The 17,375-nt window shown below is 63.6% G+C and carries 14 protein-coding genes; 6 read left to right on the forward strand and 8 right to left on the reverse strand.

Annotation, left to right across the window (positions count from 1 at the left end; genetic code table 11):
- Window positions 1-80 precede the first annotated feature (80 nt).
- Window positions 81-728 (reverse strand): hypothetical protein, encoded by a 648-nt coding sequence (locus BVH01_RS10960; RefSeq protein ID WP_075930345.1) that lies wholly within the window; start codon window positions 726-728, stop codon window positions 81-83.
- Window positions 729-826: 98 nt separating this feature from the next.
- Between BVH01_RS10960 and BVH01_RS10965 the strand changes: the two genes are divergently transcribed.
- Window positions 827-1,612 (forward strand): TSUP family transporter, encoded by a 786-nt coding sequence (locus BVH01_RS10965; protein ID WP_075930346.1) that lies wholly within the window; start codon window positions 827-829, stop codon window positions 1,610-1,612.
- 215 nt (window positions 1,613-1,827) lie between these two features.
- Here BVH01_RS10965 and nudC read toward each other — a convergent pair whose 3' ends face one another.
- The 7 genes from nudC to BVH01_RS11000 form a co-directional block, all read right to left on the reverse strand.
- On the reverse strand, window positions 1,828-2,640 hold the full coding sequence (gene nudC / locus BVH01_RS10970; RefSeq protein ID WP_075930347.1) for an NAD(+) diphosphatase: 813 nt from the start codon (window positions 2,638-2,640) through the stop codon (window positions 1,828-1,830).
- Window positions 2,640-4,298 carry a ferrous iron transporter B gene (locus tag BVH01_RS10975; RefSeq protein WP_075930348.1) on the reverse strand — a complete coding sequence of 553 codons (1,659 nt, stop codon included), beginning with the start codon at window positions 4,296-4,298 and terminating at the stop codon, window positions 2,640-2,642. Before BVH01_RS10975 ends, nudC begins: the two co-directional genes overlap by 1 nt.
- Before the next feature lie 38 nt (window positions 4,299-4,336).
- Window positions 4,337-5,149, reverse strand: a complete 813-nt coding sequence (locus BVH01_RS10980; protein WP_075930349.1) for a crotonase/enoyl-CoA hydratase family protein — start codon at window positions 5,147-5,149, stop codon at window positions 4,337-4,339.
- Between the two features lie 133 nt (window positions 5,150-5,282).
- Complete coding sequence (locus BVH01_RS10985) at window positions 5,283-7,547, reverse strand: arginine/lysine/ornithine decarboxylase (protein ID WP_075930350.1); 2,265 nt, start codon at window positions 7,545-7,547, stop codon at window positions 5,283-5,285.
- Between the two features lie 115 nt (window positions 7,548-7,662).
- Window positions 7,663-8,415 carry a DNA polymerase III subunit epsilon gene (gene dnaQ, locus BVH01_RS10990; RefSeq protein ID WP_075930351.1) on the reverse strand — a complete coding sequence of 251 codons (753 nt, stop codon included), beginning with the start codon at window positions 8,413-8,415 and terminating at the stop codon, window positions 7,663-7,665.
- On the reverse strand, window positions 8,408-8,860 hold the full coding sequence (rnhA, locus tag BVH01_RS10995; protein WP_075930352.1) for a ribonuclease HI: 453 nt from the start codon (window positions 8,858-8,860) through the stop codon (window positions 8,408-8,410). The genes dnaQ and rnhA overlap by 8 nt, the downstream gene beginning before the upstream one ends.
- 44 nt (window positions 8,861-8,904) lie before the next feature.
- Window positions 8,905-9,666, reverse strand: a complete 762-nt coding sequence (locus BVH01_RS11000; RefSeq protein ID WP_075930353.1) for a class I SAM-dependent methyltransferase — start codon at window positions 9,664-9,666, stop codon at window positions 8,905-8,907.
- 419 nt (window positions 9,667-10,085) lie between these two features.
- Here BVH01_RS11000 and gloB point away from each other — a divergent pair, with 419 nt between their 5' ends.
- The 5 genes from gloB to BVH01_RS11025 all read left to right on the forward strand — a co-directional run bounded on the left by gloB (window position 10,086) and on the right by BVH01_RS11025 (window position 17,372).
- Window positions 10,086-10,859 carry a hydroxyacylglutathione hydrolase gene (gene gloB / locus BVH01_RS11005; RefSeq protein ID WP_075930354.1) on the forward strand — a complete coding sequence of 258 codons (774 nt, stop codon included), beginning with the start codon at window positions 10,086-10,088 and terminating at the stop codon, window positions 10,857-10,859.
- A 99-nt stretch (window positions 10,860-10,958) separates the two neighbouring features.
- Window positions 10,959-12,500, forward strand: a complete 1,542-nt coding sequence (locus tag BVH01_RS11010) for a LysM peptidoglycan-binding domain-containing protein (protein ID WP_075930355.1) — start codon at window positions 10,959-10,961, stop codon at window positions 12,498-12,500.
- 106 nt (window positions 12,501-12,606) lie between these two features.
- Window positions 12,607-14,439: an extracellular solute-binding protein gene (locus tag BVH01_RS11015; protein WP_075930356.1), complete on the forward strand. Its 1,833-nt coding sequence runs from the start codon at window positions 12,607-12,609 to the stop codon at window positions 14,437-14,439.
- Window positions 14,436-16,286, forward strand: a complete 1,851-nt coding sequence (locus BVH01_RS11020; RefSeq protein WP_075930357.1) for an extracellular solute-binding protein — start codon at window positions 14,436-14,438, stop codon at window positions 16,284-16,286. Before BVH01_RS11015 ends, BVH01_RS11020 begins: the two co-directional genes overlap by 4 nt.
- Complete coding sequence (locus BVH01_RS11025; protein ID WP_075930358.1) at window positions 16,287-17,372, forward strand: microcin C ABC transporter permease YejB; 1,086 nt, start codon at window positions 16,287-16,289, stop codon at window positions 17,370-17,372.
- Window positions 17,373-17,375 lie beyond the last annotated feature (3 nt).

Consider the following 17,375-nt stretch of genomic DNA (forward strand, 5'->3'; position numbering starts at 1 on the left):
ACTCCCACAGCGGATCGGCTAATGACCGCTCCCACCGCACTCCGGTCATTGCAGATGGGCCACATCCGAGCTGCAGCAACTCATTGCCAATCCTTGAGCGCCTGATGAGCCGCTTCGTTCATCGGCTCGGCCAGCAACCCGGTAGGCGTCAGGCTGACGTTGAACACCGCCTTATCAGCCATCGGCAGGTAGGTCACGCGGCGCGCCTGGGCGTCGAACATGAACAGATCGTGCTGGCCCAGGCGCAGCCAGCGCCACAGGTCCACGCCATACAGGCTGTGGGTCAGCTCGGCCTGGGTGTAACGCGCCTGGCTCTGCTGTTCGATGGACAGGAATCGACTGTTGAGTTTCTCCAGCCGGTAGCCCGGCTCCAGGCCGATCAGCGCGGCCAGCCCCTTCCATTGCAGCAGACGCACGTCGAGCTGCCACAGATCGCCCTCCAGATTGGCGCTGCGCTGCACGCCATCTTCGAGAATGTCGACCTGGTAGACGTTGGCCGTACGATGAAAGCTCAGGGTCAGCAGCGGCTTGTTGGCGGGCAACGGCTCGTAGCGACTCAGGTCGTAGGCCACCAGCCCCACCAGCACCGCGGCGGCGAAAAATACCAGGCCGCTGGTGCCACGCAACCAGGCGAGAAACCAGCGCCCGCCGAACAGAATGCGCAGGGCGATGAACAACACCAGCAATGCCAGCAGAGCCGTTGCCCAGGCGAGCGCGTTGTACTGCATCGAATCGATTCCTTGTAAGTGAAAATGTCGGCATTATGCGCAGCGCATTCGCCTGCGAATAGCGCCGTTGCCGCACAATCGGATACAGGTCGCCTTTTATGTCCCTCTCGCTCGAAATGGCCGTCGATCCCACGACGCTGCTGTTGCTCGCCCTGGTCGCCTTCATCGCCGGGTTCATCGATGCCATCGCCGGCGGCGGCGGTCTGCTGACCATCCCCGCCCTGCTCACCACCGGCCTGCCGCCGCACCTGGTGCTGGGCACCAGCAAGCTGTGCGCGACCTTCGGCTCGGGCACCGCGAGCTACACCTTCTACCGGCGCAAGCTGTTCAGCCCCGGCAAGTGGAAGAACGCGATGGCAGCCACTGCCATCGGCGCGATTGGTGGTGCGGTGCTGGTGCACTGGATGCCGGCCGAGTGGATCAACAAGATGCTGCCGGTGGTGGTGTTCGCCTGCGGCATTTACCTGCTGTTCGGCAAGACGCCCGACGCGCCGCTGGACGCCGACCTGCCCATCGCCAAACGGCGGCAATGGCCACAAGGCATCGGCCTGGGGCTCTATGACGGCGTGGCGGGCCCGGGAACCGGCGCATTCTGGACGGTCAGCACCCTGCTCATGTACCCACTGGACCTGGTACGAGCCAGCGGCGTGGCGCGTTCGATGAATTTCATCAGCAACGCCTGCGCCCTGGCGGTGTTCATCGTTGCCGGTCAGGTGGCCTGGGTGCTGGGGCTGTGCATGGGGTTCTCGCTGATGGCAGGCGCCTTTCTCGGCGCGCGTACGGCGATTGGCGGTGGCTCGAAGTTCATCCGCCCGGTGTTCATTCTGGTGGTGCTGGGGCTGACGACGCGCCTAGTCTGGCAGCACTGGTTCAGCGGTGCCTAACAGGCCTTTGAAAAACGTAGGCGAGGAAGTCAGTGCAAGGCCTGGGCGGCCCCACAAAAACAGCCTAAACGTAGCGCAGCGGAGTAACAGCCGAAGGCTGGCCCGCAGGGTGAACGAAGTGAGTCAGAAAGCACTGGGCCCGCACTCGGGTTTACGTGCTGTAAATGAGCATTTTTAGGCTGTTTTTAACGCAGCAATGGCAACGTAGGTAGTTTTCAAGGGCCTGCCAGGCGGCTGGCCACGTAGGAATCGATCAGGTAACGGGCGATCGAGCGCGAAGCCGGCAGGGGCGGCAGCGCATGGATCGAGAACCAGCGGGCGTCCTCGATCTCCTCTTCCTGCATGACGATCTCGCCACCGGCGTAGTCGGCATGAAAGCCGAGCATCAGCGAGTGCGGAAACGGCCAGTTCTGGCTGCCCTGGTAGCGAATGTTGCAGACTTCGACGCCCACCTCTTCGCGCACCTCGCGGGCGACGCACTGCTCTACCGATTCGCCCGCTTCGACGAAACCGGCCAGGGTGCTGTACACCCCGCTGACGAAGCGCGGTGACCGCGCCAGCAGCACGTCGTCACCGCGGGTGACCAACACGATCATGCTCGGCGACAGGCGCGGATAGTGGCGCAAACTACACGCCGGGCACTGCATGGCACGCTCGCCAGGCACCTGCAGCATCGCCGTGGCACAACTGCCACAGAAGCGGTTGTCGCTGGCCCAGGTGCCGATCTGCGCGGCAAAACCGAGCATCTGGAACAGCTCGGCGTCGCCTTCGAGCATCGCCTGGCGCAATGATTGCCAATGGCAGCCCGGCAGCTCGGCCTTGCCCTGCAACTCGAGCAGGTAGACCGGCTCCCCGCGAAAATGCCCGAGGCCATGCTCGGCGATTACCGGCAGCTCCTGCTTCTTCAACCATTCGCGGGGAAACAACAGGCCATTGGCGTCACCCAGAAAATGCTGGCGATGGTGGGCCAGCGCCAGGCCACCAGGCTGCTCGCGGTCGAGCAGTTCGGGTTGCCAGTGCGCGACCATCAGGCGGCCACCTCTTGGCCCAAAGCGCGCACACTTTCTTCAGCCAGATCCAGCACGCTCGGCTGGGCGAGGCCAGCGTCGGCTTCCAGGTAGTATTCCAGGCTGCTCAGGGCATCGGCGAGCACTTCCAGGCGCGCTTCGGCGGGCATCTGCTCGGTGTCGAGCATCTGCGTCTGGATGTAATCGGCGCAGGCGCCCACCAGCGTTGCCGCGCGCTCTTGCCCGAGAAACCACAGGCCACCGCGCACGGCCTGCAGGCTGAACGGCACGTTGGACAGGTGCATGCGGTCGCCGGACGACTCCAGGTACGCGGTAATCGCCCGCTTGGCCAGCGCCAGGCCAGCACGGGCTTCGTCGAGCACCACGATGCGCGCTTCGAACAGCTGGTGCTGGGCGAAAGTGCAGACCTCCGGCTCGACCCGCGGCGTGGTCACGCGCTCACCGCGCTCGAGAGTCGCCACCATGCCTTCGACATACAGCACGGCGTCGGCCAGGGCGATCAGTTGCTCGGACTCCACCGGTGCGCCTTCGCACCAGGCACTGACGACCGGCAACTGATTGGCCAGCGAATTGCCTGCAGAGCTCAGGCCGACCATGGCCAACGTCTTGCTCAGCTTGCCGAGCAGCGCATGCAGGCTGGTCAGGCCGTCGTCCTGAAGAGTGCCGCGCTCGCTCAGGTCGAGCAGGTCCTTGACGCTGGCCAGCTCCTCGCGAATCGCCGAGCTCAGCGAACGCATCACCGCCTTGCCGGGGCCGGAGAGTCGTTGGTATTCCTCTTCGAGCAGGTGATCGGTAAAGGGCAGCGCGGTGATACCGAACAGTTCGCGCACCTCGCCGGCCAGCGGGCCGCGGCCGGCGGACAGCGCGACCAGATACAACAACTCCTTGAGCAGGCTGCGCGGCGGCTCGTAGGAGCCGTTGACCAGCATCTGCCGCAGCTCGCGGTCGATGCGCGAGAACAGCTGCTTGCGAGACTTGCGCGGCAGCAGCTGGCCATCGTTCAGCGCCTCCACGGCCGCCGCGCCGAGCCAGCACAGGCGCCCGCGAGGCTCGTTGGCGAACAGGCCGTCGAGGCGGCTCATGGCCCGCCCCATCAGTTTCATGCTGGCCGCCGGGTTCTGCTCGCGGATGTAACCCAGCAGGCCGACCTGATACATCTGCCGCAAACGGCGGCCTTCGCTTTCCTTGGCGGCGGCGTCCAGTGCCGGCGGCACCATGCGCGGGCGGGCCTGGTCGAGGCGCACACTGAAGAAGAAGCTCTCGGGCAACGGCGGCTGCTTGCACGCCTGGCGCAGGTCGTTGATCGCCGGCAGCAGCAGTTCGGGCATTTCCTGGCGATGGGCATCCAGCCCTTCGAGGTAGCGGCGCAGCACGTGCAGCGCATTGCTGAGCGCCGCCAGCTGCGCATCGCGTTCGTTGCCGACGCCAGCAGGGATATCGGTGGCCTGGTCGAGCACTTCCTGGGCGAGCAATTCGGCGCCGGTCAGTTCGATCAGGTTGAGCGTGCCGCGCACCTGCTGCAGGTTATCGACGGCCTGCTGCAGCAGGCTGCCGTTATTGCGCTCGACGATGAACTGCTCCAGGCTCGCCTCGGCCTCTTCGATCGTGGCGAACAGTTCGTCGCGAACCAGCCCCAGTGACGATGCTCCAGAAACCATTCGCTAGTGTGCCTCCCGCACAGGTGATGAAACCGCGCTCAATCAGCGAACTCGGGATTCTGCTTGTTCATATGGGCCATCATCGCGACACGCAGGTCGGCCGACTGCAGCATGGCGGCGTTCCAGGTGGCGACGTATTCGAGGCCGTCGTCGACCCGATGATCGCGCATGTAGCGGATCATTTCCTTGGTGCCACGCACGGCAACCGGCGATTTTGCGGCGATCGCTCGCGCAATGTCCATCACACCGGCCAGCAATGTGTCGTAAGTCTCGAATACGCGGTTCACCAGGCCGATTTCTCTTGCTTCGGCCGCCTCCACGACGCGGCCCGTATAGGCCAGCTCGCGCAGCATGCCGTCGCCGATCAGGCGCGGCAGCCGCTGCAGGGTGCCAACGTCGGCGGCCATGCCAATGTCGATTTCCTTGATGGCGAACTGCACGTCTGCACTGCAGTAACGCATGTCGCAGGCGCTGATCAGGTCGATGGCGCCGCCCAGGCAGTAACCCTGGATAGCGGCCAGCACTGGCTTGCTGCAGTGATCCACGGCGTTGAACGAGGCCTGCAGCTCGAGAATCTTGCGGCGCAGCGTTTGCGCATTGCGGCCGACATCCTTGCCCAGCTGGGTGCTGACCTGAGCCAGCAGGTTGAGGTCGATACCGGAAGAAAAGTGCTTGCCGGCGCCCGAGAGCACCACGACGCGCACTTCATCGGTCTCGTCGGCCCAGCGGAAGATATCGATGATTTCCGTCCAGAAGGCGGCGTTCATCGCATTGATCTTGTCGGGCCGGTCAATCACCACATGGGCGATTTTTTCCTGCAGTTCAACGCGAAAAGCCTGATATTGCCCCATGAAAGTCATCCTTTTTGAGGGAGGCCGGACGGCCTTCGACACATGCCGAAAAATAACCGCGCCACTATAGCAAGCGGCGCTGGAAAGTCGATCATGGCCGGCGTGACGCGCCGCAGGTCACGCCGACGGTGGCTTATCTCTCGACGATGCAATCCACCGTGTAGTAGCTGCCCTGCTCGCCTTCATGGCGTTGCAGGCCGTGCACGTCGGCGTCGAAACCCGGGAAGCGCTGCTCGAAGGCCTGGGCGAAACGCAGGTAATCGATGATCGAGCGCGTCGCGGCGGTGAAACGCTCGCCCGGCATGATCAGCGGAATGCCCGGCGGATACGGCACCAGCATCACCGCGGCGATGCGCCCCTCGACCTCATCGACCAAAACCTCCTCCACTTCACCGCGCACCAACTGATCGTAGGCATCGGCTGGCTTCAGGGCGATTTCCGGCAGTACCGTGTACATGCGCTTGAGGGACTTGGCCGTGGCGTTCTCGCGGTAGCAGTCGTGCAGCGCATCGCACAGGTCGCGCAGGCCCATGCCCTGGTAGCGCAGCGCGCCTTCGCGGGCCACCGAAGGCAGCACCGAACTCAACGGCAGGTTGGCGTCGTAGCTGCGCTTGAATTCCAAGAGTTCGGTAAGCAGCGTGCTCCACTTGCCCTTGGTGATGCCCATGGAGAACAGCACCAGGAACGAATACAGGCCGGTCTTCTCGACCACCAGGCCGCGCTCCCAGAGAAACTTGCTGACCACCGCAGCGGGAATGCCGCGCTCGTCGAGTCGGCCGCCGGCGGTCAGGCCGGGCATCACCAGGGTCACTTTGATCGGGTCGAGCAGCACGTAGTCTTCGGCGACGTCACCGAAACCGTGCCAGTCGGCCTCCGGCTGCAGCAGCCAGTCCGGCGTGGCCACGTCGTCGGCGCCCTCGGTCTGTGGCGGCTGCCAGATGCTGAACCACCAGTCCTCGCTGCTCAGGCTCTGCCCCAGGTTAGCCAGGGCGCGGCGGAAACTCAGCGCTTCGTCGAAGGTTTCCTGAATCAGCGAGCGCCCGGCCGGGCCTTCCATCATCGCCGAGGCCACGTCCAGCGAGGCGATGATGCCGTACTGAGGCGAGGTGGAAATGTGCATCATGAAAGCTTCATTGAAGCGGTCGCGATCAAGCTGACGCCCGCCGTTGCCCCCATCCTGCACATGGATCATCGATGCCTGGCTGAAGGCGGCGAGCAGCTTGTGGGTCGAATGGGTGGTAAACACCATCGGGCCGCCGGCCTCGCGGCTGGTGCCCATGCCGTAGCGGCCGGCGTAGAACTCGTGGAACGCGGCGTAGGCGTACCAGGCTTCGTCGAAGTGCAGCACCTCGACCGAATCACCGAGGGTGCGTTTGATCAGCTCGGCGTTGTAGCACAGCCCGTCGTAGGTGGAGTTGGTCACCACCGCCAGCTTGACCTTGGGCTCGCGGCCACGGGCCAGCGGGCTAGCGTCGATCTTGGCTTGGATCGACTCGCGGGTGAATTCACTCAGCGGAATAGGCCCGATGATGCCCAGTTCGTTGCGCTCCGGCGACAGGTACAGGGGAATCGCGCCGGTCATGATGATGGCGTGGAGGATCGACTTGTGGCAGTTGCGATCGACCAGCACCAGGTCGTCACGGGCGACCATCGAATGCCAGACGATCTTGTTGGCGGTCGAGGTGCCGTTGATCACGAAGTAGGTATGGTCGGCGCCGAAATTGCGCGCGGCGCGCTCCTCGGCAGCGGCCAGTGGGCCGGTGTGGTCGAGCAGCGAGCCGAGTTCCGGTACCGAGACCGACAGGTCGGAGCGCAGCGTGTTCTCACCGAAGAATTGGTGGAACGCCTGGCCCACGGGGCTTTTGCGGTAAGCCACGCCGCCGCCGTGGCCCGGTGTGTGCCAGGAGTAGTTGGATTGCGCGGTGTGCTGCACCAGCGCCTTGAAGAACGGCGGCAGCAGGCCATCGAGATAATTACGTGCAGCGCGGGCCACCTGGCGGGCCAGGAACGGCACGGTATCTTCGAACAGGTAGAGAATGCCGCGCAGCTGATTGAGGTCAGCCATGGCCTCGGCTGGGGCGTTCTCGATGGTAACCTGCTCGCCGAGGGCGAAGATCGGCAGCTGCGGCGCGCGGCGTCGGGCAATGCGGATCAGCTCGACCATGTCTTGCAGCAGGTGGCGGTTTTCACCGGCGCCCTCGGCAGCGACCAGGATGCAGGCCAGCCCGTGATGGGTCGAGGCGACGATATGGCCTTCCGCAGAACTCGCGGTGGACAGAATGGTGAAACCATCCTGCTCCAGCTCGGCAGCGATGGCCCGCACCCGCTCGCCGGCCACGGTATCGGCCTTGATGTCACGATGAACGATGAGAACCGGGAACTTGAGGTCTTTGTACATCAGCTACACCTGAGGTCATGCGGGATGAACCCGCTATGCCCTCAGGGTAGAGACTCGCCGCAAAGGACGGAACCCCTCACGCAGAGCGCTATACGAAAAGGTCGCAATTGACCGATCAGGAGGCCGATGTGCCCTGCTCGGCCGCGTCCATCTGCACCCACAGGGCCGGCGCACCGGCGGCCTTTTCGATCACCGCCAGACGCGCGGCATGGGCGGCCAGCTCGTCGGCGCTGGCGGTGATCACCACGCCGCGTGGGCGGTCGGCCGGCAGGCGGCGAATCGGCGTAGCCTGCTGGCGACCGCTGCCATCGCCATCGGCGCCTTCACCGGCCAGCGACAGGTTGGTCTGCCCACCGGTCATCGCCAGGTAAACGTCGGCGAGGATCTCGGAGTCGAGCAAGGCGCCGTGCAGCTCACGGCCGGAGTTGTCGACACCGTAGCGTTTGCAAAGGGCATCGAGGCTGTTGCGCTGGCCCGGGTGACGCTCGCGCGCCATCTGCAGGGTGTCGAGTACGTCGCAATAGGCCGCGATGTCCGCACGCTCGTGCTGGCCGATCAGGGCGAATTCGTTGTTCAGGAAGCCGATGTCGAACGGCGCGTTGTGGATGATCAGCTGCGCGCCCTTGACGAACTCGTAGAACTCGTCGGCGACGTCCTTGAAGCGCGGCTTGTCCTTGAGATCCTCGTTGGTGATGCCGTGCACCGCGATGGCGCCTTCATCGATCTCACGATCCGGCTGCAGGTAGATGTGGAAATGCCGCCCGGTCAGGCGCCGCCCCTCGACCTCTACGCAACCGATCTCGATGACCCGGTGGCCATCGTTTACCGGCATACCGGTCGTTTCAGTATCGAGTACGACTCTACGCACGCTTCATGCTCCTGATATCTTCGACGCCACGGTTGGCCAACTGGTCGGCCCGTTCGTTGCCGGGGTGGCCGATATGGCCGCGCACCCATTGCCAGGTCACGTTGTGGCGGTTGACCTGCTCGTCCAGCTGCTGCCAGAGGTCGGCATTCTTCACCGGCTCCTTCGCGGCGGTCTTCCAGCCGCGCTTCTTCCAGTTGGGCATCCATTCCTTGATGCCCTTCATGACGTATTGCGAATCGGTGACCAGGCGCACGTCGCACGGACGCTTGAGCTCGGCCAGGCCACGAATCGCGCCCATCAGCTCCATGCGGTTGTTGGTGGTCACGGCTTCGCCGCCCCACAATTCCTTCTCGACACCCTGGAACACCAGCAATGCACCCCAGCCACCGACGCCCGGATTGCCCTTGCAGGCACCGTCGGTGTAAAGCTCAACTTGATCGGACATGCAGCGCCTTTATCTATGGTCTGATTTCGATGTGCGGGGCCAGCTCAGACGCCGTCGCGGTCGCGGCGACTGATCTTGGCAACCGGCATGGGCACCAACTTGCCCATCGGCTCGCGACGGGACTGGCGCAGCGGGCGCAGGCCGACCACCAGCTTGCGCGCCACCAATACGTAAAACCCGCCACCCGGCGACTGCCAGGCGCCGCCCCAGCGTTCCAGCGCAGCCAACCGAGCCTGCCAGGCCGCCGAAGCAAGCGGCGGACGATAACATCCGAAGCGCCGTTTCTCCAGCGCGAAGCCCAGCAGGTTGAGCCAATCACCGAGGCGCCCCGGGGCGATGCAACGAGCATCGTGCAACACGTCGTGGGCGAACAGGTGGCGCACGCCCCAGGCGCTCATCGGGTTGATACCGACGATCAACAGGTGCCCGCCCGGGCGCACGCTGCGCGCCGCCTCCCGCAGCAATCCGTGGGGCGACTGGCTGAAGTCCAGGCCATGCTGCAGCACCACCACGTCGGCCGCGTGCTCGACCAACGGCCAGGACTGCTCCTCGCAGACGATCTCCACGCCTGCGAACGGCGCGCCCAGGCGCACGCTGCGCTGGATCTGCTGGGTTTCGAGCGAGGTTTCGGCGCAAGGGCCGTAATGCACCAGGTAGCCGCCGAAGAACCGCGCCAATTCCTCGTCGAGCAGGCGCTGCTCCTGCTCGAGCAACAGGCGGCCCAAGGGGCTGGTGAACCACTGGCGGGCTGCACCGATCAGTTGCAACCAGTCGGCATCGGCCTGGGCGAAGGGATTGTCGGTCATGGACGCGTGCTCATTGAAAGTACCTGCATAGCCATCTCTAAGAGCCTGTTCAAAGTCTTATATGCGCATGAAGCGGCAACTACAAGGCAGAGGCGGACATCGTTGCGTCACCTGTGGGAACGGGCGGGGGCGCCCAGTCCATGCCCGTGATTTTTCGCGGGCATGGCCCGCTCCCACAGATAATCACCAGTCCATCCTACGAGAACGATCGACCGCTCCCGCCGGCGCGACTCCGACCGGTCCTCGCCTGTTTTTGCGGGGCCGCCTAGGCCTTGCATTGCTCTAGCTCGCGATACTTTGAACAGGCTCTAACAATGACACCCGGAGCCCGTTGACGTTGCAAAGACGGGAACACGGCTCGCGCTGCAGCGTCAACAGACCCTAAGATGCACTTTTGTCCCCAGCTTGGCGACCACCTGATGATCAAGATCGAAGCCCTCAGCGCATTCTCCGACAACTACATCTGGCTGCTGCAGGACGCGCAGCACAAACGCGTCGCGGTGGTCGACCCCGGCGACGCCGCGCCAGTGCAGGCCTGGCTGCAGGAGCATGGCGACTGGACGCTGAGCGACATTCTGATCACCCATCACCACAACGACCACGTCGGCGGCGTCGAGCAGCTGCGTCACGACACCGGCGCACGGGTTTATGGCCCGGCCAACGAAAAGATTCCAGGCCGTGACCAGGCGCTGGTCGATGGTGATCGTATAAACGTACTGGGCCTGGCCCTGCAGGTCTTCGAGGTGCCCGGCCATACCCTGGGGCATATCGCCTTCTATCAACCCGATCAACACTGGCTGTTCTGCGGCGACACCCTGTTCGCCGCTGGCTGCGGTCGCCTGTTCGAAGGCACGCCCCTGCAGATGCACCAGTCGCTGCAACGCCTGGCGGCCCTGCCGGACGACACGCTGATATATTGCGCCCACGAATACACCCTGAGCAACCTGCGCTTCGCCAAGGCCGTCGAGCCGGGTAACGCGGACATCGCCAGACGTTTCGAGCAGGTCCAGAGATGGCGGCAGAATGGGCAGATCAGCCTGCCATCCAACCTGAAACTCGAGCGGGCTACCAACCCGTTTCTGCGCGCCGCTGAAACATCGGTTAAAGAAATGATCGCCAACCGTGAGGGTCGCACCCTGGCCAGCGAGAGCGAGATTTTTGCCGCACTGCGCGCCTGGAAAGATCGCTTCTGAAGCGCCGACTGGCCCGCAAAATTCTGGTCAAAACTTGACCACCCCTGGATCGGTTTCTAGAATCGCCCGACTTTCGATCCAGGATACCCCCCATCACCAATGCCTTCCTCCCTACCTAACTCATTGAATTCCAAGGCATTGGCTCTGCGCTATCCAGCGCTTGCCCTGGCTGTTTGTGCCGTGCTCAGCGGCTGCCAGAGCCTCGATCAACAGCAGGTGGGGAACGGCCCGACGGTGGACTTGAGCGGCAGAACGCCGCATCAGCCGTTGTGGATCGAGAGCACGACCAAGGCCGAGCATCCCAAGGACATCTGGGAGCGCGTGCGCGCTGGCTACAAACTGCAGGACGCCATCGGCGTCAACCCGCGCATCGAGCAGCAGCGCCTGTGGTTCTCCAGCAACCCGTCGTTCGTCGAGAAGGCCGGGGAACGCAGCAACCCCTACATTCATTACATCGTCGAGCGTCTCGAAGAGCGCAACATGCCGATGGAGCTGGCGCTCCTGCCGATGATCGAGAGTGCCTACAATCCCTTCGCCTACTCGCCGGCCGATGCCGTAGGCCTGTGGCAGTTCATCCCGTCCACGGGGCGCAACTTCAACCTGCGCCAGACCCGCTGGTACGACGGCCGCCGCGATGTCACGGCATCCACTCAGGCGGCAATGGATTACCTGGCGCGCCTGCATGAGATGTTCAACGGCGACTGGCTGCTGGCCCTGGCGGCCTACAACGCCGGCGAAGGTCGGGTCAGCCGCGCCATCGAACGCAACCAGAAGCTCGGCCTGCCGACCGACTACTGGAACCTGTCGCTGCCCCAGGAAACCCAGAACTACGTGCCCAAGCTGCTGGCCTTGTCCCAGGTGGTCATGGCCCCGGACGCCTACGGCGTGAGCCTGGCACCGATCGCCAACGAGCCCTACTTCGAGGAAGTGGAGCTCAAGCAGCGCATGGATCTGGCCCGCGTTGCCGCCCTGGCCGAGGTCGACGAAGACGAGCTGTACCTGCTCAACCCCGCATTCAAGAAGCGCGTGACCATGGACGGCCCCCAGCATCTGCTGGTACCGACCCAGAAAGTGGAGCTGCTGACAGCCAACCTGTCGACGCTCAAGCCCGAAGATCGCGGCATGCAGGAATACGTGGTGCGTGCCGGTGACAACCTGCACGGCATCGCCAATCGCTACGAACTAAGCGTTGCCAGCATCAAGGAGCTCAACCAGCTCACCGGCAACACCCTGGCCGTGGGCCAGCACCTGAGTCTGCCGACCAGCCTGCAAGCGGTGCCCGACGAGACGCCGCAGCGCGCCGTCAACACCGCCGTGGCCTCGCGCAATTACACCATTCGCAATGGCGACAACCTCTGGCAGATCGCCAAGGCACACAATGTGTCGGTCAACGATATCCAGCGCTGGAACGCCCTGAAGGGCAACTCGTTGCGCGCTGGGCAGACCATCAAGCTGCAAGGCAGCAACGCCAGCGCGAAAGCCGTCGCCGACGTCACCTACTACAAGGTGCGCAAGGGCGATTCCCTGCACCTGATCGCCAAGCGTTTCAACGTGCAGATGAAGAACCTGCAGAGCTGGAACCCGCGTACCGGCAAGGCGCTGAAACCGGGCCAGGTACTGACCCTGCGCCTGCCCAACTGACGCGCACTGCAATACTCTTGACGCGTGCCGCCGGGGCCGCTCTTTTTCCTGTACAGACAAGCTGTTACTGTACGGAAACCTTGCTGCCCCGGATCGGATATTGCTCTTGAGACGCCCCCTCCTCTCGCTGTTTTTTGGCCTGGCCACCAGCTCCCCGGCCTTGGCAACGCTCAGCGAAAGCCACGGCTATGCGCAGTTCGGTGCGCTCAAGTATCCCGCCAGCTTCACCCACTTCGACTGGGTCAACCCCGAAGCCCCCAAGGGCGGCACTCTGCGCATCATGGCCGCTGGCAGCTTCGACACGCTCAATCCCTATACCTTGAAGGGCACCAGCCCGGTGGCCACCGCCAACTTCCTGCAATATGGCGTGACCGAGCTGAACGAGCCATTGATGGTCGGCACCGGCCAGTACGACCCCTCCGGCGACGAGCCGGCGTCCAGCTACGGGCTGATCGCCAGCTCCGTGGAATACATCGAAGACCGCAGCTGGGTGGTGTTCAACCTGCGCCCCGAGGCGCGCTTCCACGATGGCAAGCCCATCACCGCCTACGACGTGGCGTTTTCCTACCGGCTGCTGCTCAAGGAAGGCCACCCGCAGTACCGCACCAGCCTGCAGGAAGTGAAACGGGTCGATATTCTCAACAGGCACCGCGTGCGTTTCGTCCTCAAGCGCGCCGACAACCCGTTGCTGATCCTGCGCCTGGGCGAGCTGCCGGTATTGCCGCAGCACTACTGGAAAGGTCGTGATTTCAAGGCCACCACCTTCGAGCCGCCGCTGGGCAGCGGCCCCTATCGCATCACCCAGGTCAACCCCGGGCGCAGCCTGAGCTTCGAGCGGGTCAAGGACTGGTGGGGCGCATCCCTGCCGGCCAACCGCGGCAAGTACAACTTCGACCGGGTCGAGGTGGACTTCTACCGCGACAGCCATGTCGCCTTCGAGGCTTTCAAGGCCGGCGAATTCGATTTCTATATCGAGCAGCAGGCCAAGAACTGGGCCAATAACTACCGTTTTCCGGCGGCTACACGCGGTGAGGTGGTGCGGGCGGAAATCCCTCATCAGATTCCCACCCAGACCCAGGCGCTGTTCATGAACACCCGCCGCGCCACCTTCGAAGATGCACGCGTGCGCGAAGCGCTGGGCCTGATGTTCGACTTCGAGTGGACCAACCGCACGCTGTTCAACAGCTCCTACACCCGCGCCGCCAGCTACTATCCGAACAGCGAGTTCTCTGCCAAGGGTAAACCCGAAGGCGCCGAGTGGCTGCTGCTGTCGCCGTTTCGTGGGCAATTGCCGGCAAAGCTGTTTACCGAACCGTTCAAGATGCCGGTGACCGACGGGCGCGGCATTCCACGCGAAACCATGCGCCGTGCACTCGGTCTACTCGCCGAGGCCGGCTGGAAACCCTCGGGCCAGCGCCTTACCAACGGCCAAGGCCAGCCGCTGAGTTTCGAAATCCTGCTGGTCAACCCCAATCTGGAGCGCATTCTCCAGCCATTCACCGAGAACCTGGCCAGCATCGGCATCCAGGCCAACCTGAGAACCGTGGATCGCGCCCAATACAAGCAACGTCTGGACCGCTTCGAGTTCGATATGATCCTGCTGACCCTGCCGCAAACCCTCAGTCCAGGCCTGGAGCAATCGCTGTACTTTCACTCCAGCCAGGCCAGCGTGAAAGGCGGCAAGAATTACGCCGGCATCAACGACCCGGTCGTCGATGCCCTGCTCGAAAAGCTGCTCTCTGCCCGCACCCGTGATGAACAAGTGGCCGCGACCCGCGCCCTGGACCGCGTGATGCTCTGGCAGTACTACACCATTCCCAACTGGTACATCGACTATCACCGCCTGGCGTACCGCAACCGCTTTGCCTTCGTCGCCACGCCGCCCTACACGCTGGGGCTGCGCAGTTGGTGGCTGAAACCCACGGAGACCGCACGATGACGCACCCACTGCGTGCATTTCTCATGCACGGCAGCGCCTTGCTGCTGCTTGGCCTCGCCAGCCTCGCCCAGGCCGCGCCGCAACACGCCCTGACGCTGTACGGCGAAGCGCCCAAATACCCGGCCAACTTCAAGCACTTCGATTACGTGAACCCGGACGCGCCCAAGGGCGGCGTGCTGCGCCTGCCAGGTCTCAACGGTTTCGACAGCTTCAACCCGTTCATTCCCAAGGGCAACGCGGCCGACCGCATCGGGCTGATCTACGACACCCTCACCTATCATTCGCCGGATGAACCCTTCACCGAATACGGCTTGCTCGCCGAAAAGGTCGAGAAAGGCTCCGACGACAGTTACGTACGCTTTTACCTCAACCCCAAGGCGCGTTTTCACGACGGCGAACCGGTTACCGCCGAGGACGTGATCTTCACCTTCAATGCTTTGCTCGAGCACGGCGACCCGCTGTACCGCCACTACTACGCCGACGTCGCCGAGGTGGTCGCCGAAAACGAGCGCACCGTGCGTTTCAACTTCAAGCATGCCGGCAATCGCGAGCTGCCGTTGATTCTCGGCCAATTGCAGGTGCTGCCCAAGCACTGGTGGCAAGGCCGCGATTTCTCCCGCGGCAGCCTGGAGCCGCCCCTGGGTAGCGGCCCCTACCGGATCGCCGACTTCTCGCCGAACAGCTCGATCCGTTTCGAGCGCGTCAAGGACTGGTGGGCCAAGGACCTGCCGGTGGCACGCGGTATGTACAACTTCGACCAGATCCGCATTGAGTACTTTCGCGACATGGCCGTCGCCCTGGAGGCCTTCAAGGCCGGCCAGTTCGACGTCAACCTCGAGTACTCGGCCAAGGACTGGGCAACTGGTTATAACTCGCCGGCGCTGCGCGCTGGCCGATTCGTCCAGGAAGCGTTCCCCAACCGCAACCCGGCCGGCATGCAGGGCTTCGTGTTCAACACCCGCAAGCCGATGTTCCAGGACCCACGGGTACGTGAGGCGATCGCCCAGCTGTTCGATTTCGAGTGGGCCAACAAGCAGTTGTTCTACGGCGCCTACAAGCGCACCCACAGCTACTTCGAGAACTCGGAAATGGCCGCCAAGGGCCTGCCCAGCCCAGCCGAGCTGAAGCTGTTGGAGCCGCTGCGCGGGCAGATTCCCGACCGTGTGTTCACCGAAGCCTTCGCACCACCAGTCAGCGACGGCAGCGGCATCATCCGCGACCAGGCCCGCCGCGCTTACCAGTTGCTCACCGAGGCCGGCTACCGGATCGAGAACGACAAGATGGTCGACGCCAACGGCAATCAACTGGCCTTCGAATTCCTCAACACCCAGGCCAATCTGGAGCGGGTGATCCTGCCGTTCAAACGCAACCTGGCCGAGTTGGGCATCGACCTGCAGATCCGCCGTGTCGACGTTTCCCAGTACATCAACCGCGTGCGTTCGCGGGACTTCGACATGACGTCGTCGATCTGGCCGCAATCGAGCTCGCCCGGCAACGAACAGCGCGAGTTCTGGCACTCCAGCAGCGCCGACAATCCGGGCAGCCGCAACCTCATCGGCCTGCGCGATCCGGCGATCGACAAGCTGGTCGAGGGGTTGATCCAGGCCGATTCCCGAGAATCGCTGATCACCCACACCCGCGCCCTGGATCGTGTGCTGTTGTGGGGCAACTACGTGGTGCCCAATTACTACGTGGATGCCTACCGCGTCGCTTACTGGAAGCGCTTCGGCCATCCCGAGAAGTCGCCGCTGTACGACTACGGCCTGATGACCTGGTGGCAGGAAAAGCCGGTTGGCGAAGTAGTCAGCAGCGAAGACGCCCAATCCGCCGATCAGGAAGAACGCTAGATGCTGGCCTATATCCTGCGGCGCTTGCTGCTGATCATTCCGACCGTATTCGGCATTCTGGTCATCAACTTCGCGATCATCCAGGCCGCGCCCGGCGGCCCGGTCGAACAGATGATCGCCAAGCTCGAAGGCTTCGACGCGGCGGCCGGTGGCGCCACGGGGCGCATCTCCGGTGGCGGCGGCGAAGTGTCCACTGCCGGCTCCAATTACCGCGGCGCCCAGGGCCTGGATCCGGAGCTGATCGCCGAGATCGAGAAGATGTACGGTTTCGACAAATCGGCCCCCGAACGCTTCTGGATCATGGTCAAGAACTACGCCCAGCTGGACTTCGGCGAAAGCTTCTTTCGCGATGCCAAGGTCATCGACCTGATCATGGAAAAGATGCCGGTGTCCATCTCCCTCGGGCTGTGGAGCACGCTGATCATGTACCTGGTGTCCATTCCGCTGGGGATCGCCAAGGCCACCCGGCACGGCAGCGCCTTCGACGTATGGACCAGCTCGGCGATCATCGTCGGCTACGCCATTCCCGCGTTCCTGTTCGCCATCCTGCTGATCGTGCTGTTCGCCGGTGGCAGCTATTGGGACTTCTTCCCACTACGCGGCCTGACGTCCAGCAACTTCGACGAGTTGAGCCTGGGCGGCAAGATTCTCGACTACTTCTGGCACCTGGCCCTGCCGGTTACCGCCCTGGTGATCGGCAACTTCGCCACCCTCACCTTGCTGACCAAGAACAGCTTTCTCGACGAGATCAACAAGCAGTACGTGACCACCGCCCGTGCCAAGGGCCTGAGCAACGCCCGCGTGCTCTACGGCCACGTGTTCCGCAACGCCATGCTGCTGATCATCGCCGGCTTCCCGGCGGCCTTCATCGGCATCTTCTTCACCGGTTCCTTGCTCATCGAAGTGATCTTCTCCCTCGACGGCCTGGGCCTGTTGAGTTTCGAGGCGGCGATCAACCGCGATTACCCGGTGGTCTTCGGCACCCTGTTCATCTTCACCTTGCTGGGGCTGGTCGTGAAACTGATCGGTGACATCACCTACACCCTGGTCGATCCACGCATCGACTTCGAAAGCAGGGAGGCCTGAACC

The organism is Pseudomonas sp. PA1(2017), from assembly GCF_001945375.1.
In the GTDB taxonomy this organism is placed as follows: Bacteria; Pseudomonadota; Gammaproteobacteria; order Pseudomonadales; family Pseudomonadaceae; genus Aquipseudomonas.

Coding starts and splice junctions, on each gene's coding strand:
- BVH01_RS10980 (WP_075930349.1), bottom strand. CDS start 5,149: ATGGGGCAATATCAGGCTTTTCGCGTTGAACTGCAGGAAAAAATCGCC.
- BVH01_RS11025 (WP_075930358.1), top strand. CDS start 16,287: ATGCTGGCCTATATCCTGCGGCGCTTGCTGCTGATCATTCCGACCGTA.
- BVH01_RS10975 (WP_075930348.1), bottom strand. CDS start 4,298: ATGGTTTCTGGAGCATCGTCACTGGGGCTGGTTCGCGACGAACTGTTC.
- BVH01_RS11010 (WP_075930355.1), top strand. CDS start 10,959: ATGCCTTCCTCCCTACCTAACTCATTGAATTCCAAGGCATTGGCTCTG.
- BVH01_RS10985 (WP_075930350.1), bottom strand. CDS start 7,547: ATGTACAAAGACCTCAAGTTCCCGGTTCTCATCGTTCATCGTGACATC.
- BVH01_RS10965 (WP_075930346.1), top strand. CDS start 827: ATGTCCCTCTCGCTCGAAATGGCCGTCGATCCCACGACGCTGCTGTTG.
- BVH01_RS11000 (WP_075930353.1), bottom strand. CDS start 9,666: ATGACCGACAATCCCTTCGCCCAGGCCGATGCCGACTGGTTGCAACTG.
- gloB (WP_075930354.1), top strand. CDS start 10,086: ATGATCAAGATCGAAGCCCTCAGCGCATTCTCCGACAACTACATCTGG.
- rnhA (WP_075930352.1), bottom strand. CDS start 8,860: ATGTCCGATCAAGTTGAGCTTTACACCGACGGTGCCTGCAAGGGCAAT.
- BVH01_RS11020 (WP_075930357.1), top strand. CDS start 14,436: ATGACGCACCCACTGCGTGCATTTCTCATGCACGGCAGCGCCTTGCTG.
- BVH01_RS10960 (WP_075930345.1), bottom strand. CDS start 728: ATGCAGTACAACGCGCTCGCCTGGGCAACGGCTCTGCTGGCATTGCTG.
- nudC (WP_075930347.1), bottom strand. CDS start 2,640: ATGGTCGCGCACTGGCAACCCGAACTGCTCGACCGCGAGCAGCCTGGT.